This is a genomic window from Promicromonospora sp. NPDC057488, from assembly GCF_042802395.1.
Lineage (GTDB): Bacteria > Actinomycetota > Actinomycetes > Actinomycetales > Cellulomonadaceae > Promicromonospora.
In genome coordinates, this window is the sequence record NZ_JBHVEG010000152.1 from 1 (window position 1) to 15,344 (window position 15,344).

Consider the following 15,344-nt stretch of genomic DNA (forward strand, 5'->3'; position numbering starts at 1 on the left):
TCTCACGGGGGGCCCCCCGCCCCCGGTTTCTTCTCTCCCGCTCTGCACACGGGGGGGCCTTGAGTGCCTCCCACGTCCGGGAGCGCGGGACGTAGGCTGTCCCGCGTGGTGACCATCGGCTATGCCGCGATGCTCGAGCAGTTCGCGCCCCGCGAGGCGGTGGAGCTGGCGGCGTTCGCCGAGGCGCACGGGTTCTCCGGCGTCATGGCCGCCGACCACTTCCAGCCCTGGACACCGCAGCAGGGGCAGGCGGGCTTCGTCTGGAACGTGCTCGCGGCCGCCGCGGAGCACACGACGGGCGACCTGGGACCCGTGACGGCGCCGACCTTCCGCTGGCACCCCGCCGTGGTGGCCCAGGCCTCGGCGACGCTCGCGGCGATGAACCCGGGCCGGCACTGGCTCGGCGTCGGCTCGGGGGAGGCGCTCAACGAGCACGTGGTGGGCGGCTACTGGCCCGAGGCCGCCGAGCGGATCAACCGCATGTTCGAGGCGGTCGAGATCATCCGCAAGCTCTTCGCCGGGTCCCTCGCCGGCCGGGACGTCAAGCACGCGGGCACCTACTTCAAGCTGGAGTCGACGCGGCTGTGGACCATGCCCGACGCCGCACCCGAGATCCTGGTCGCGACCGCCGGCCCGGTCACGGCCCGCCGCGCCGGGCGGACGGCGGACGGGCTGATCACGCAGGCCGCGCCGCTGGACCGCATGGCGTCGCTCCTGACCCGGTTCGCCGACGGCGCCCGCGAGTCGGGCCGCGACCCCGGGCTGATGCCCAAGGCGCTCCAGCTCCACCTCTCCTGGGCGCCGACCCACGAGGAGGCCGTGGCGAACGCGCTGACCGAGTGGCCCGTGGGCGGCATGCGGTTCCCGCGCTCCGACATCCGCTCCCCGCACGACTTCGCGCAGCTCGCCCGGATGGTCCGGCCCGAGGACTTCGAGGGCCGGATGCTGATCTCCGCCGACCCGGACGAGCACCGCGCGTCGATCCAGCGGTTCGTGGACCTGGGCTTCGACCGGATCTACCTGCACAACGCGGGCCGCAACCAACGCGAGTGGATCGAGACGTTCGGCCGCGAGGTGCTGCCCAAGCTGGCGCGGTGACGGGCCGGCCGGCCCGCCCACGGCGTCACCTCGTCGCGGCCCAGTTCCAGCCGTGATCCTTGTTGTTCTCCACGTACACCGCGGTCAGCTCACCGACGTCGGGCAGCGTGACGGTCGTGGTCACCGCCGTGGGGTCCGTGAGGTTGCCCTGCGCCCAGAAGGTGTCCTCCGGGCCGGCGTCCTCCCGGGTGACGCGCTCCGAGGTCCCGTCCGGGCGGACGGCGTAGATCGCGAGCCACTCGCTCGGCGTCGGCGTCCCGTACTCGCTGGTGCCCGCCCGGTCGCAGGAGACCGTGAGCGTGGCCAGCCGTCCCTCCAACCGGTCGATGCTGACGATCCAGCACGAGCCGCCGCCGAGGCCCTTCGTCGTGCCGAGGGCCCACGGGGCTTCCATGCTGCCGTCCGCGACGACGCTTGCACCGGTCCCGGGGCTCACGCCGGGCTCGCTCGTGTCGGTGAGGTCCTCCGGCGGCGCGTTCTCCTGCGGCCGGCCGGCTGCCGACGCCCCGCCGAGGTCGGTCCGCTCGCGATCGTCGTCGAGCCAGGACCAGACGCCGAACGCCGAACCCGCCAGCAGCACCGCCCCGGTGGCGGCGCCCACGACGACGCGCGTCCGTCGTCGGCCCGGCCGAGCGGTGCCGCGGCCCGAGGTGGTGGTGCCGCGCCCCGCGCCGCGGGTGCCTCGCCCCGCGCCGCGCCCGCCGGTCCCCGCGGACGGCAGGTCGCGCGGCCCGGCCGCCGGGAGCGTGGCCGCGGCCGCCTGGTCGGGCACGCCGAGCGAGCGCAGGATCGCCTCGAGGGGCGGCCGCCGCTCCGGGTCCTTGACCAGGAGCGCGTCGAGGAACGCGCGCAGGTACTCCGGGCTGTCGGCGTACGACGGGTCCTCCGCGGAGACGCGATACAGCACCACGGCCGGGTGGTCGCCCTCGAAGAGGTGGTTGCCGGTCGCGGCGTAGTAGGCCAGCGCCCCCAGGGCCCAGATGTCGGCGGCCGCCGTCGCCCGACTTCCGGAGGCCTGCTCCGGCGCCATGTACATCGGGGTGCCGACCGCCTGCCCGGTCAGGGTGAGCCGCGTCGCGTCGACGGCGGCGACCACGCCCAGGTCGATCAGGCGCGGCCCGTCCGGCCCGAGGATCACGTTGGCCGGCTTGACGTCGCGGTGCACCAGGCCGGCCCGGTGGATCCCGTGCAGCGCCTCGGCGACGCCCACGACCAGGTTCAGCACTTCCGCCTGGGGCAGCGGGCCGTTGGCCGCCAGCTCCTGCGACAGGGTCGGCCCGGCCACGTACTCGGTCGCGAGCCAAGGCAGGTCCGCCTCGGGGTCGGCGTCGACCAGGTTGGCGATGAACCGGCTGCGGACCTTGGCGGCGGCGCGCACCTCGCGCCGGAACCTGATGCGGAACTCGTCGTCGTCGAGCTGGGCGCCGCGGATCAGCTTGATGGCGACCTGCTGCCCCTTGCGGGTCGAGCCCAGGTAGACGTCGCCCATGCCGCCGCTGCCGAGCCGGCTGCGGACCCGGAACGGTCCGATGGTGCGTGGTTCACCGGGCCGCAGGGCCGCGGGTTCCGGTGCGGGCGCCGAGCTCCTGGCAGGCGGGTCTTGCAACACCGGACGGGTCCCCTAACGATCGCGGCATCAAACAGACAAATGTGACTTAGACGCCTCGCAGAGTACCGTGCCGAGATGGCCGGCCGCCGGACGATGTGAGGATGTTCCCGTGGAACGACTCAGCGTCTGGGCCCCCGACGGGCTGCCCGAGATCACTCCTGGCGACGACCTCGGCGAGATGGTCGCCGGCCTCCTGGCGGGCCTGGAGGAGCAGGACCGGCCCCGGGACGGCGACGTCGTCGTCGTGACCTCGAAGATCGTGTCCAAGGCGGAGGGGCGGGTCGTGGCCGCCGCCGACCGCGAGCAGGCGATCACGGACGAGACCGTCCGGGTGGTGGCCCAGCGCGCGCGCCCGGGCCTGCCGCCGCTGCGGATCGTCGAGAACAAGCTCGGCCTGGTCATGGCAGCGGCGGGGGTGGACGCGAGCAACACGCCCGAGGGCACCGTCCTGCTCCTGCCCGTGGACCCCGACGCCTCGGCGCGCACGATCCGGTCCGCCCTCACGCAGCGGCTCGGGCTGGGCCGCATCGGCGTGGTGGTCACCGACACCGCCGGCCGGCCGTGGCGCGATGCCCTGGTCGACATCGCGATCGGCTGCGCCGGCATCACGCCGACCGACGACCTGCGCGGCAGCACCGACACCCACGGGCGCCCGCTCAACGTGACCGTGACCGCCGTCGTCGACGAGATCGCGGCGGCGTCCGAGCTGGTGCGCGGCAAGTCGGCGGGGCGCGCGGTCGCCGTCGTGCGGGGCATGGACCGGCACGTGACCGACGCCGACGGCCCCGGCGCGCGTGCCCTGGTGCGGGGCAGCGCGGACGACCTGTTCCGCGAGGGCTCGGCCGAGGCCTACGCCCGCGGCCTGGCGGACGGTCGCGGCCTGGCGGACGGTCGCGAGGAGAGCCGGGCGTAGGCCTCGGCCCAGCATCCCCTTCGAGGCCTGAGTTTCTTCGCGTTCAGAAGGCTGAGAGCGAAGTAACTTAGGCCTCGAAAGGGATGTCCGGGCGCGGACCTACAGCGACGGGCGGCGCGACGTCATGCGGACGACCGGAGAGGCCGCGTCGGCCTCCTCGGCCGTCACCGTCACGGACCAGTCCGGCTCCGGCTCACCGTCGTCGTCGATCGTGTCGGACGGCGTCCCGGCCGGAGCCTCCTGCGTGGCAGGGGCGGGCGGCGGCGGGGGCGTGACGGAGGTCAGCGGCTGGAGTCCCGTCGGGGCCGGCCCGGGCGGGGGAGGCGGCACCGCGGGCAGACCGCGGGCCGGAGTCGCCGTGTTGTCGCCGGCCGCCGAACCACCCGCGGGCGTGACCGGGGCACTCGGCGCAGGAGGAACGGGCGCAGGCTGTACCGGCGCAGGCGGAACCGGCACCGGTGGAGTCGTCCCGCCCTGCGCTGCGGGCGGAGTCGTCCCGCCCCGCGGTACGGGGAAGGCGGCGCCCGAGCTCGTCGCCGGAGCAGCAGTGTCCGGCGCCGGGGCTGATGCGGCGGCCTGGGCCGGTCCGGGGGACGACGGCGGCTGGGCCGGTCCGGCGGACGACGGCGGCTGGGCCGTCGACGGCTGCCCCTGGCCCTGCGTCGGCCCGCTCTGCGCGACCGGCCCGCTCTGCGCGACCGGCGCGTTCGTGCTCTGCGGAGCCCCGCCACCACGCGACGGCGGCGCCGTCGGCCCACCGCCGGAACCACCGACACCCGAACCGCCAGATCCCGAACCGCCAGATCCCGAACCGCCAGATCCCGAACCACCACCCCCGCCTCGGGTCGCCGAGGCGACCGGGTCGACGTCGGGCAGCGGGGTCTCCAGCAGCACCACGTCGACCCGGGACTCCCGCATCTCGCGGCAGGTCGCCAGGCCGATGCCGCCCACGTAGTCCTCCAGCGTCTGGAGCAGCTTCAGCGGCGTGGCCAGGATCATGTGGAACCCGAACGCGGCGAACGTGTCCATCGCCGTGCGCGTGAACGCGGTGTCGGCCTTGTCGAAGGCCTCGTCCAGGAGGATCGTGCCGTAGGCAGGCGTCGCGGACTCCGACGCCCCGGCGAGCTGGTACCGCAAGGCCGCGGCCAGGCAGAACACCACGAGCTTCTGCCGCTGGCCGCCCGACAGGCCGGCCGAGGAGTCGTGCACGGCGAGCGCGATGCCGCCCGCGGTGACCTCGACGCCCGTGAAGTGCACGTGCCGCCGCGTGTCCAGGCACAGGGTCCGCCACGCGCGGTCGGCCGGGTCGCTGGACCCGAGCCGGCGCACCAGCCGCTCCAGCACCTCGTACTCCGGCTCGGTGTCCCCGGTGAGAGCGTCGAGCGTGGTCAGGAACTCCTCGACGGCGGCCGGACGCCGCTCCTTGACGCGGATCTCCAGGAACCGGTCGGTGTCGAAGGGCGACCGCCGCAGCGACGTGTTGACGCCGACGATGCGCTCGCGGATGGTCGCGGGCGCCTGCCGGACCTCCGCGGCGAGCTTGCGCAACGCGCGGCGCGCCTGGTCGGTGAGCAGGTCGGAGAACCGGGCCTCCTGCTCCGGCAGCCGCGACGTCCGGATCCGCTCCAGCACCTCGAGATACCGGGCGCGGTCCCCCACCTGTGCCGTGAGGTCGCGCGTGATGGCGGGCCAGCGGCGGCGGAACTCGGACAGCAGCCCGACGATCTCCCGCTCGGCGGCGCCGGACGTGCGCAGCCCGGCCTCGCGCTCCGCGTCCAGCGTGCGGGACACGGTCAGGGAGACGTCGTCGATCACCTCGTGCGTGACCGTCTTGCGGACGGCGGCGTAGCGCTTCTCCAGCTCCTGCCGGTGCGCCAGCGGGATCGCGTTGGTCGGCGCGTCCCCGAGCTCGGCCACGACGTGCTCCAGGCTGCGGCGGTGCGCGCGGGCCTCGGCGAGCGCGTCGGCGGCCTCCGCGGCGGCGGCGCGGGCCTGGTCGAGCCGCGTCTCGGCGGCCGCGACGTCCTGCGACGCCTGGAGCAGGTCCATGGTGCCGTCCAGCAGCCGGTCGAACGACGCCTGGGCGTCGGTCAGGTCGGCCTCGGCGGTCTCGATGTCCACCTCGCGCCACTCGCGGCGGGCCACGTGGCGCAGCGTGAGCTGACGGCGCACGGCCTCGCGCTGCTCGGCGACCGCGTCGGCCACGGCCTCGTCCGCCTCGGCCAGGCGCGCCTGCGTCTCGCGCGCGAGCTCCAGGAGCTGGTCCAGCCGGTCGTCGGCGTCCCAGCCGAGCGCCCAGTCCTCGACTCCGGGCAGCACGGGCTGCTCGATCTCCTCCGGCCCGTGCTTGACCAGGCCCTCGCGGGTGACGGCGCGCTCGTGCAGGTCCAGCCCGGCGGGCTCGTCCACGCACAGGTAGTCGTACTGCTCGGACAGGCGGCGGTGCAGCCAGCCCGACATCGGGCCGTCCTTGACCTCGACCTTGTGCACCAGCGAGGAGTCGTCGGTGGACCGCGGCGCGTCGTTGCGCACGCCGACGACGCGGTAGCGCAGGCCGGGCCCGGCCTCGACGGCGCGGGCGACGGCGGCGCGGTGCGCGGGGGAGACCAGCACGAGCGTGCCGAGCGGGCGCAGGATCTCCTCGATCACCGGCCGCCAGGCGGCGTCGTCCTCCCGGACGCGCAGCAGCTCGGCCGCGAACGGGAGCACCGAGACGTCGAGCCCGGCCGCCTCGGCCACGGCCCGGCGGGCCGCGGCGAGCGTGGCCGGCACGTTCGTCTGGGTCTGGCGCACGGCCTGGATCCGGGTGGCCACGGCCTCGTGCCGCTGCCCGACGGCGGACCGCGTCGCCAGGGCCTCCCGGATGGCGCCGTCGAGCAGCTCGGGGGCGCGCGACCGCCCGGCGACGTTCGGGACCGTGCCGGTCACCGGGGCGACGGTCGCCACGGCACCCGTCGCGACCGCGGGCTGCGCCCCGGTCGAGACCTCCGGCACGGCCCCGGTCGATACCTCGGGCACCTGCCCGGTCACCGCGGCGGGAACCGCCGGGATCGCGCCCGTCAGCGTCGGCACCGCTCCGGTGGCCGGCGGCTTGGTGCCGCCCAGCTCCCAGCGGGCCTTCTCCTTGAGCGCCGCGAACTCCGCGAACGTCTCCGGCATGTTCATGCCCACGGACTCGAGGTCGGTCGCGAGCTCGCCGCGCCGCGTGCGGACCAGGGCCGCGATCTCGCCCGCCCGCTGCAGCCGGTCGGCCTGCGTGGCCAGCGCCTGCCCGCCGCGCGCGCCCAGCACGTTGACGGCCTGCTGGTGCGTGTTCGCGGCGACGTCGACCTCGGTGTCAGCGGCCTTGCGGTGGTGCTGCGCCCGCTCCTCAGCGGCGCGCGCCCCCGCCAGCGCGCCGTGCGCCAGGTCGAGCTTCCACGCGTCCTTGAAGGTCTCCAGCGAGCCGCGCAGCGTCGCGGCGCGCACCCCGGCCGCCGAACCCTCGTCGTACGTCTTGGTCAGCGCGGCGAGCCGGCCGAGGTGGTCGATCTGCCGGCGCGAGGTCTCGATGTCGGCGTACGCGCGCGCCACGTCCGCGAACTGGTCCACGGCCTGGGCCGCCAGCTCGAACGTGCCGGGCTCGTCCAGCATGTGCCCGCGGAACAGGTCGTCCAGGCTGCCCAGGTTCTTGGCCGACTGCGTGCGGTGCAGCAGCACCAGCGCCTGCTCCGAGCCGATGCCCAGGGCCTGCGTGAACGCCGCGGCGAACGGCGCGTGCCGCTCGCTCACGGTCGCGTCGGGCCAGGCGGCGGTCACGCCCGCGACGTCGGGGCCCGAGCGGACGAACCGCTCGAAGTCCAGCAGCCCCACCTCGCCGCGCACCACCACGTGCAGCGTCGCCGGCGCGGACGAGCCGCGCGTGAGGTGGAACAGGCGCACCAGGGTCACGGCGCCGTCGTCGGCGTCGGGGCCGTTCGAGTACCGCAGCAGCACGCCCGACCAGGTCGCGCCCTGGCGCAGGTGGTCGGCCACGACCTCGCCCGTGCTCTCGTCGGTCCGGTGCCGCCACGCGCCGCGCACGTACGACACGACGTCGCGGTCGCCCGCCTCGCGCTCCGTGGCGGCCGTGCCGGCCGCGGCCACGTTGAACCGCAGGTGCTCGGGCGGCGTCAGCACCGCGGCGACGGCGTCGACCAGCGACGACTTGCCCGAGCCCGAGTGGCCGGTCAGCAGGAAGCCCTCGCGCGGGACGGGCACCACGTGGTGCCCCGAGAAGGTGCCCCAGTTGACCAGCTCGACGCGCGCGAGGCGCCACTGCCCGGTGGGGGACGTGTGCGGGGTCTTCATGCGCTCTCCTTCGCCAGCCGGGCGTACTCGGCGCTCAGCGCCGCGACCTGGTCCGCCCCGAACACGGTCCGCAGCACGGGGGAGACGGTGCACCGGTCCCCGCTGAGCGGCTCCAGCATGCCCGACTCGATCAGCCGCGCCCACGTCGCGTCCAGCTGCCGGGTGAAGTCCATCGGCGAACCCCCGCCGCGCCGCCGGTACACGGCGAGCTGGTCGGCCGCCTCGTCGCGGCTGATCGCCACCCGCCCGTCCGCCGAGTCCAGCAGCAGCGCGCGCAGGTGCAGCAGCAGCGCCGTGTCCAGGAACGTCAGCGTGACCTCCCGCACCACCTGCGGCGCGTCGGCCGCCGGCACGTCGCGCACGAACGCGACCTGCGCGTCGCCGTCCACCACCAGGTCGAGGTACTGGTCGGCGAGGCGCTCGCGGACCACGTCCTCGTGGGCGAGGAGCGCGCGCCAGGTGTCGGCGTCGGCCTCGGCGGCCAGGTAGGGCCCGCGCACGAGCCGTGCCAGCGCGAGGCGCGCGGCCGCGGGCAGCGTGCCGTGGTCGCCGGGCCAGAGGCGGCTGCCGGCATCGCCGCCGGACCCGCTGCCCGACGGCGCGGACGCGGCGCCGCCGTCGGCCGGCCGCCCGGGGCGCGCGGTGCGGAGGTCTGCCGGGTCGGGTCGCGCCGGACCTCGTCCGGGAACGGGTTCTGTCACGGGACATGCTCCTCGAACTGGTGCTGGGGAAGGCTGGCGCGCCGCGCGACGCCGCGCGAGGACCGCCAGCCGACGTCCTCTTGCTCGGTGGTGGGGGTGCCGTGCCGCTCGGCGAGCGTCAGCAGGCCGACGACGCTTGCGGCACCCTGCGTCGCGGGGTGCGCGGCGAGCACGGAGGCGACCGTGGCCCGGCCCGCCTGGTCGATCACGTCGTTCACGTGCCCGCGCAGCTCGTCGACGTCGATCTCCGAGTCGCGGGCCATCGCGCGCAGCGCCGTCAGCGAGACCGGCCGGGGTGGCAGGGCTGGGTCGGCGGGCGGCGCCTCGACGTCCTCCCCGCCCGGGTTGTGCGGCGCGAGGCCGCCCACGGAGCGGGGCGCCACCGCGCCCAGCGGCAGGCTCAGGCGCAGCTCGGCGCCGGGGGCGACGTCGGGCGCGGCGGCCAGGGCGGCGTCCTGCGCCTCGCCGATCAGCCGGCGCAGCGCGCGCTCGGCCGGGAGCTCGCCGGAGCGCACCATCCGCTGCAGCGCGCGGCGCAGCACGCCCATGGTGTCGGTGAGCTCGTCGGCGGCGTCCTGCAGCGTGGGCAGCAGGCGGCGCAGCGCCGAGGCCTCGCTCGGCGCGAGGTGCACCGAGTCGAGCACGCGGCCCAGGTCGTCCTGCGCCGAGTGCTCCGACCGGCGCAGCAGCTCGCGGAACGCGACGAGGCCGCGGCCCGCCTCCGACTCGGCCAGGTGGTCCACGCCGCGGTAGATGTCGTCGAGGAAGATGTCGCGCGAGCCGTCGGACTCCAGGAGCCGGCGCCGCAGCTCCCGGTCCGTGCGCTCCAGCTCGGTGCGCACCCGGGCCAGGTCGGCGGGGATGTCGCCCGCGAGGGCGAGGATCTCGCGGGCGCGCTCGACGGCGACGTCCGCGGGCAGCGCCTCCGAGTCGCCGCGGCGGGCCCGCTCGATCTTGGCGTCGAGGGCGGCGCGCTGCTCCAGCAGGGCCGCGAGCCGGGCCTCCGGATCGGGGTCGGACTCGTCGGCCAGCCGGTGCAGGCCGTCGAGCACCGCGCCCAGCCGGGACGGCGTCACCGCGGGGTGGGGCCGGCTCAGGCGGGAGACGAAGCGGATGGCGAGCAGCGCGCCGTCGGACAGCTCGACCGTCTCGGCGCCGGGCTCGCCCCCGCTCGACGCGGCGCGGCGGCGCACCAGCACGCCCTCGTCGATCCACTCGGAGACGTAGAAGTAGCCCGAGTACGGCAGCTCGAAGCCGGCGCGGCGCAGCTCGGGGACGTCGTCGTCGATCCGGTCGGCGAGCTGCTCCACGGGCAGCCGGCGGCGGGAGGCCCCGAGGTTGCGGTCGAGCAGCACGACGGCGGCCGCGGCGTTCCTCGACCGGAGCAGCACCCACGCGGGGTGCTCCTGCAGAAGGGCGCGCACGGCGCGCGCCGCCTGGCCGCGACGACCTGTCCCGTGCCCGGCGGCCGGCCGGGGCGCGGCGTCCCCCGGTGAGCTCGCAGTACCCATGGGGGCTGAGAGTAGTAGGCCAACGTGTCGGTGCGGCACCCCCGGAGGAAACATCGCGAGACATGCCCCGTCGCTGAGCCGCGACGGCCATAGACGTATAGAGTCAGGTCCCACAGGGCTTGCCGGAAAACAGATCTTCACTTTCCGGCAGGCCCTGTCGTGCGTCATGGCACGTTTCGATGGCAGAGCATCGACGGGAGGGCATCTTGCTCACGAACGCAGCCCAGATCATCGCCCGGATCCGTGCCGAGCGAGGGCTCAGCATGAGTTCCCTCGGGGTCCTCGCGGGCGTGCCCACGTCGACGATCAGCCGCATCGAGTCGGGGCAGATCGAGCCCACGCTCGGAATGGTCCGGCGCATCGCGCTGGGCGCCGGCTACCACCTTCACCTGCAGTACTACGACCTCTTCTCGGGCAAGCTCGAGGACGACGTGGTCCCCGTCGCGGCCGACCCGGCCGGCGAGCCGGAGGACGACGAGGATCCCCCGCGGTAGGGCGGTTTCTCCGGGGTCCGCTACCTTGTCTCGGTATGGGATGTCGGTGCGGGGGGCGCGGGGACGGAGAGCGACGGCGCTCGTGGTCTGTTCCCGATAAATGTGACATTGCACGCAATTCCTGTGGAATCCAGGCGTGTGCTCTCACTCTGGTTGTGCCCCCCATTCCTCCGAGCAATATGGTCGTCATATGCCGAACGTCATGATCCCCGCCGAGGTGCGGGAGGACGTAGAGACACTGTGGGTGTTCCACGACCTGCAGCACGAGCCACGGCAGGTCGACGTCTGCATCGGCCTGGGCGGCCATGACCTCGGCGTGGCCGAGTACACCGCGGAGCTCTACCACCAGGGACTGTTCCGGCAGATCGTCTTCACGGGTGCCAACGCGCCCACCACCGTCGACGCCTTTCCCGAGGGCGAGGCGCTCGGCTACCGCGACCACGCGATCGCGAGCGGCGTGCCCGACGATGCGGTGCTCGTCGAGCCCGAGGCGACCAACACCAGCGAGAACCTGGAGTACAGCCGCAACCTGCTCGCCGAGCACGGGATCGAGCCGACCTCCGTGCTGCTCGTCTCGCACCCCTACCAGCAGCGTCGCGCGTTCGCGACGAGCCAGATGGTGTGGCCCGACGTCGACGTGCTGTGCGTGTCGCGGCCCCAGACGCTGGACGAGTACGTGGCCGGTGTCGGCGACGCCGACCGCGTGGTCGACATGCTCGTCGGCGAGACGCAGCGCCTCACGCTCTACGCCGAGCTGGGCTTCATCTCCCACGAGGAGGAGGTGCCCGGTGACGTCATCGGCGCGTTCGACCGGCTCGTGGCGGCCGGGTACACGTCGCGGCTGGTGGAGGACCGGCGTCCGATAGACGTCTGACCACACTGCCTGAGGCCGACGTCACGAAACGGGCTTCCGGGACATCCCTGGCGACTTTCCCCGTTCTCCGTTACGTTCCGGGGCATGCGCGAGGAAAACAAGCGGGGCAAGGATCCCAGGAAGTTCACCTGGCAGGAGATCCTCACGTTCGTCGCGGGCGCCGGGTACGTGGCGAGCCCGATCGACCTCCTGTCCGAAGGCGTGCTGGGGCCGCTCGGCCTCGGCGACGACGCCATCGCGATCGTCATCGCGGGCGTCACCCTCTACAAGGCCATCCGCCGGTTCCGCCAGCACCGCACCGTGCCGGGCACCACCGGCGACACGACGCCGGGCGGCGCCAACCAGGGTGGCGCCACGCACGGCGGCACCTCCCACGGCGGCACCGTTCCCGGCGGGGCGCCCGGCAAGACCGTGCCCGGCACCGCCGAGGACGTGACGGACCGCAAGCCGCGCCGCTGACCGGCCGGCCCGCCTTGGCCGGCCGGTCCGGGCGGGTCTAGGGTCGACGGCGTGGTCAGCGACAACGCACCCCGGGTCCTCGTCGTCGGGGGCGGGCCTGCGGGCGCCGCCACCGCGATCGCGCTGCGCCGTGAGGTTCCCGGCGCCCAGGTGACGGTGGTCGACAAGGCCACGTTCCCGCGCGACAAGACCTGCGGGGACGGCCTGGGCCCCGGCGCCCGCCGGGTGCTGGACGGGCTCGGTCTGTCGGAGCTGCTCGAGCCGTTCCACATGCCGATGTCGGTGGCGATCAGCGGCCCGGGCGGGGTCGAGGCCATGGCGCGCGGCCCGCTCATGGAGGGCCGCGACCTGGCGGGCTACGTCACGCCCCGGCTCGACCTGGACCACCTGCTGCTGGGCGCGGCGCGCGACGCCGGCGCCGAGGTGCGCGAGGGCGTCTCGTTCGAGGGGACGACGTCCGACGGCGTGCGCGAGCGGGTCGCCCTGTCCGACGGCGAGGCGACCTACGACCTGGTCGTCGGCGCGGACGGCGCCTACTCAGCGGTGCGCCGCGCCCTCGGCGTCGAGCGGCCGTCGATGCGGCACACCCACATCGCCATGCGCGCGTACGGCAAGGTGACCCACCCGGACAAGCCCGTGAGCGACACCCTCCGGTTCGACTTCCTGGAGTCGCTCCTGCCCGTCTACGGCTGGGTCTTCCCGCTGCCCGACGACGGCGCGAACATCGGCGTCGGCCTCCCCGTGAACCATCTGAAGCGGCAGACCGCGCGGCACGGCCGCAAGCTGCGCGACCTGTTCGACCTGTACGTCGAGGACCTGGAGCGCCGCGGGTTCTCGGTCTCCGGGCTGGAGCGCGTGGCCACGCACCAGCTGCCGCACGCCGCCGCCCGGACGCCGATGACGGCGCGCGGTCGGGCCGCGGTGCTGGTCGGCGACGCGGCCGCGACGATCAACCCGCTCAGCGGCGAGGGGATCTTCTACGGCATGGCCGCGGGCGTCCAGCTCGCGGAGCACCTGGGAGAGGTGGAGCGGGCCGGCGGGACGTGGGCCGGCGCCGGCCTGGCCGACGCCCTGGCGGGGTTCGAGCGGGCGCACCGCCGCCGGTTCGGGCGGCACTACCGCGAGTGCTACCTGGCACAGCAGCTCATGCGCTCCAGGACGTGGGCCGGCATCGCGACGCGCGCCGTGGCGGCGTCCGACGAGGCGATGGCGCACGTGGCGCTCATGCTCTTCGACGAGCAGACGGCGGGCTCGCGAGGGCTGGTGCGGCTGGCGGCGAGCAGCGTGCGTCCGCTCCTGCGCCGCTGAGGAGCCGGGCCCGGAACGGGCGGCGGACGGTAATCGTTGACCGGTCGTGGTTCTGTCACACTGCAGACCCTGAAGCTCAGCGCAGCCTGAGGCTTTCCGCCGATCCCCCTACTCGAGGACGACGATGTCACGCACCATCCGCCGGGCCGTTGCACGACTGATCTGGGCCGGCACCGGCTACCGGCTGCGCACGGAACCCGCGCCGACCCGGCCGACGGTGTTCATCGGGGCGCCGCACACGTCCAACACGGACTTCTTCCTCATGCTGGCCATCGCGTTCGAGATGGACCTGCACATCCGGTTCCTCATCAAGGACTCGTGGTTCAAGGGGCCGATGGCCGGCATCATGCGCTCGCTCGGCGGCATCCCCGTGGACCGCAAGGACCCCGCCAGCATCGTCGACGAGATCCTCGCGGCCCTCGAGCGCGGCGAGGAGTTCCACCTCGTGGTGACGCCGGAGGGCACGCGCGGCAAGGGCTCGGGCTACTGGAAGTCGGGCTTCTACCGCATCGCCCTGAAGGCGGGCCTGCCCGTCACGCTCGGGTACGTGGACGGCGTCGCCAAGGTCGCGGGCCTGGGCCCGAGCATCGAGCTGACCGGCGACGTCGCCGCCGACATGGACGTGATCCGCGCGTTCTACCAGGACAAGTCGGGGGTCAAGCCGGCCAACCGCACGGAGCCCCGCCTCCGCAACGAGACCCCGGACGCCCAGCCCTGACCTCCGCGCTCACCGCTCGGCGGGTGGGGTGAGGGAGTCCAGGACCCGCTCCAGGCCGTAGGCCCACGCGTGGGTCGGGCTCGACGGCGCGTTCATCGCCGCGCCCGCGGCGCCGCCCACCCGCTGGGCGAGCTGGTGGTCGTCGCCGAGGTACTCCGCCAGCCGCCCCGCCCAGCGGGCCCAGGCCTGCGGCATCTCGTCGGCCCGCGGGTCGGGGCGCTGCGCCCGCGCGGCCCCGCGGACGAAGTCCAGCACGAACGTGAGCGCGGCGTCGCGGGCTACGTCGTCCAGCGGCAGGGCATCGAGCGCGTGCAGCTCGTGGTCGTACTTGGCGATGGTGCCCGGGCCGAACGCGGTGCGGTCGTCGTCGATCTCCAGCAGCCAGGGGTGCTCGCCGAGCAGCGCCAGGTTCGCCTCGGCGACGCGCCGTACCCGCGTGCGCCAGCCGGCCGTCCCGTGGTCCGGCAGCGGCATGGCCGCGAACGCGGCGTCGGCCATGAGGACCAGCAGGTCGTCGCGGCTGTTGACGTGCGTGTACACGGACATCGCGGAGACGCTCAGCACCTCGCCCAGCCGCCGGACCGTGACGGCGGGCAGCCCCTCGGCGTCGGCCAGCCGCATGGCCGCCTCGACCACCGCGCCCGTCGAGACGCGGGTCCGCGGGCCGCGCGCGCCGCCCCGCGGGGCGGCCGGGTGGTCGCGCCAGAGCAGGTCGATCAGCTCGCGGGGCATCAGGTCTCCTGAATCGGGATGACGGGCCGGGAACATTCTGCAACCATCTTACGTTGTACGCCGTACAAGGTTTATGGAGCGAGGAGTCAGCTTGAAGATCACCGGTACCGCCCTGTCCCTCAACGTGCCCGACGTCGCCGCGTCGGCCGAGTTCGCCAAGCAGCACCTCGGGTTCACCGAGGCCATGTCCGACGACGGGTTCGTGTCGCTGGAGCACCCGACGGCCGGACTCAACATCGTGTTCCTGCGCGTCGGGCTCGGTACGTTCAAGCCCGAGCGGATCGCCGGGCCCGCCGGCCAGGGCCTGCTGATCGCGTTCGTCGTGGACGACCTCGACACCGAGTTCGCCCGCATCTCCGCCGCCGGCGCGGAGGTCGTCACGCCGCCCGAGACCGAGCCCTGGGGCGAGCGCTACTGCCAGTTCGCCGACCCCAACGGGATCGTGTGGCAGCTCGTCCAGTGGGTCTGACGGTTTCTCCGCCCCGCAAGTCCCCTTCGAGGCCTAAGTTTCTTCGCTTTGACCCGTGTCAGAGCGAAGAAACTTAGACCTCGAAGGGGAGTGGTCGGGCTGGGCCCGCGGCTAGCCGTGCGCCCAGCC

13 protein-coding genes are annotated in these 15,344 nt (G+C 74.4%); 8 read left to right on the forward strand and 5 right to left on the reverse strand.

What is annotated here, in order from left to right; genetic code table 11:
• The first annotated feature begins 105 nt into the window (after positions 1–105).
• Complete coding sequence (locus ACFU5G_RS23425) at positions 106–1,098, forward strand: TIGR03557 family F420-dependent LLM class oxidoreductase (protein ID WP_377250191.1); 993 nt, start codon at positions 106–108, stop codon at positions 1,096–1,098.
• A gap of 25 nt (positions 1,099–1,123) precedes the next feature.
• Here ACFU5G_RS23425 and ACFU5G_RS23430 read toward each other — a convergent pair whose 3' ends face one another.
• Positions 1,124–2,707: a serine/threonine-protein kinase gene (locus ACFU5G_RS23430; RefSeq protein WP_377250193.1), complete on the reverse strand. Its 1,584-nt coding sequence runs from the start codon at positions 2,705–2,707 to the stop codon at positions 1,124–1,126.
• A gap of 109 nt (positions 2,708–2,816) precedes the next feature.
• Here ACFU5G_RS23430 and cofE point away from each other — a divergent pair, with 109 nt between their 5' ends.
• Positions 2,817–3,620 carry a coenzyme F420-0:L-glutamate ligase gene (gene cofE / locus ACFU5G_RS23435; RefSeq protein WP_377250196.1) on the forward strand — a complete coding sequence of 268 codons (804 nt, stop codon included), beginning with the start codon at positions 2,817–2,819 and terminating at the stop codon, positions 3,618–3,620.
• 99 nt (positions 3,621–3,719) lie between these two features.
• Here cofE and ACFU5G_RS23440 read toward each other — a convergent pair whose 3' ends face one another.
• From ACFU5G_RS23440 to ACFU5G_RS23450, 3 genes are read right to left on the reverse strand one after another with little or no spacing between them, the layout of a single operon-like run.
• Positions 3,720–7,949, reverse strand: a complete 4,230-nt coding sequence (locus ACFU5G_RS23440; protein WP_377250198.1) for an SbcC/MukB-like Walker B domain-containing protein — start codon at positions 7,947–7,949, stop codon at positions 3,720–3,722.
• Positions 7,946–8,650 carry a DUF4194 domain-containing protein gene (locus ACFU5G_RS23445; RefSeq protein ID WP_377250200.1) on the reverse strand — a complete coding sequence of 235 codons (705 nt, stop codon included), beginning with the start codon at positions 8,648–8,650 and terminating at the stop codon, positions 7,946–7,948. Before ACFU5G_RS23445 ends, ACFU5G_RS23440 begins: the two co-directional genes overlap by 4 nt.
• Positions 8,647–10,161 (reverse strand): DUF3375 domain-containing protein, encoded by a 1,515-nt coding sequence (locus tag ACFU5G_RS23450; protein WP_377250202.1) that lies wholly within the window; start codon positions 10,159–10,161, stop codon positions 8,647–8,649. Before ACFU5G_RS23450 ends, ACFU5G_RS23445 begins: the two co-directional genes overlap by 4 nt.
• A gap of 179 nt (positions 10,162–10,340) precedes the next feature.
• On the opposite strand from ACFU5G_RS23450, the gene ACFU5G_RS23455 reads away from it, so the two are divergent.
• The 5 genes from ACFU5G_RS23455 to ACFU5G_RS23475 all read left to right on the forward strand — a co-directional run bounded on the left by ACFU5G_RS23455 (position 10,341) and on the right by ACFU5G_RS23475 (position 14,014).
• Positions 10,341–10,655, forward strand: coding sequence for a helix-turn-helix domain-containing protein (locus ACFU5G_RS23455; RefSeq protein WP_377250205.1), 315 nt, complete (start codon positions 10,341–10,343; stop codon positions 10,653–10,655).
• 190 nt (positions 10,656–10,845) lie between these two features.
• Positions 10,846–11,529, forward strand: a complete 684-nt coding sequence (locus ACFU5G_RS23460; RefSeq protein ID WP_377250207.1) for a YdcF family protein — start codon at positions 10,846–10,848, stop codon at positions 11,527–11,529.
• An 84-nt stretch (positions 11,530–11,613) separates the two neighbouring features.
• Entirely contained in the window at positions 11,614–11,988 is a 375-nt protein-coding gene (locus tag ACFU5G_RS23465; protein ID WP_377250209.1) for a DUF1232 domain-containing protein, read from the forward strand.
• Positions 11,989–12,039: 51 nt separating this feature from the next.
• Positions 12,040–13,296: an NAD(P)/FAD-dependent oxidoreductase gene (locus tag ACFU5G_RS23470; RefSeq protein ID WP_377250211.1), complete on the forward strand. Its 1,257-nt coding sequence runs from the start codon at positions 12,040–12,042 to the stop codon at positions 13,294–13,296.
• A gap of 124 nt (positions 13,297–13,420) precedes the next feature.
• Positions 13,421–14,014, forward strand: coding sequence for a 1-acyl-sn-glycerol-3-phosphate acyltransferase (locus ACFU5G_RS23475; protein WP_377250213.1), 594 nt, complete (start codon positions 13,421–13,423; stop codon positions 14,012–14,014).
• A gap of 9 nt (positions 14,015–14,023) precedes the next feature.
• Here the strand turns inward: ACFU5G_RS23475 and ACFU5G_RS23480 are convergent, their stop codons facing one another.
• A complete protein-coding gene (locus ACFU5G_RS23480) occupies positions 14,024–14,746 on the reverse strand; it encodes a TetR/AcrR family transcriptional regulator (protein WP_377250215.1) in 723 nt (240 codons plus the stop codon).
• A 91-nt stretch (positions 14,747–14,837) separates the two neighbouring features.
• Between ACFU5G_RS23480 and ACFU5G_RS23485 the strand changes: the two genes are divergently transcribed.
• A complete protein-coding gene (locus ACFU5G_RS23485) occupies positions 14,838–15,215 on the forward strand; it encodes a glyoxalase/bleomycin resistance/extradiol dioxygenase family protein (RefSeq protein WP_036964004.1) in 378 nt (125 codons plus the stop codon).
• The last annotated feature ends 129 nt before the right edge of the window (positions 15,216–15,344 follow it).

Bases quoted from the DNA above. Each gene is read 5' to 3' on its own strand.
- ACFU5G_RS23440 (WP_377250198.1), bottom strand. From the start codon at position 7,949: ATGAAGACCCCGCACACGTCCCCCACCGGGCAGTGGCGCCTCGCGCGC.
- ACFU5G_RS23450 (WP_377250202.1), bottom strand. From the start codon at position 10,161: ATGGGTACTGCGAGCTCACCGGGGGACGCCGCGCCCCGGCCGGCCGCC.
- ACFU5G_RS23455 (WP_377250205.1), top strand. From the start codon at position 10,341: ATGGCAGAGCATCGACGGGAGGGCATCTTGCTCACGAACGCAGCCCAG.
- ACFU5G_RS23460 (WP_377250207.1), top strand. From the start codon at position 10,846: ATGCCGAACGTCATGATCCCCGCCGAGGTGCGGGAGGACGTAGAGACA.
- ACFU5G_RS23465 (WP_377250209.1), top strand. From the start codon at position 11,614: ATGCGCGAGGAAAACAAGCGGGGCAAGGATCCCAGGAAGTTCACCTGG.
- ACFU5G_RS23475 (WP_377250213.1), top strand. From the start codon at position 13,421: ATGTCACGCACCATCCGCCGGGCCGTTGCACGACTGATCTGGGCCGGC.
- ACFU5G_RS23480 (WP_377250215.1), bottom strand. From the start codon at position 14,746: ATGCCCCGCGAGCTGATCGACCTGCTCTGGCGCGACCACCCGGCCGCC.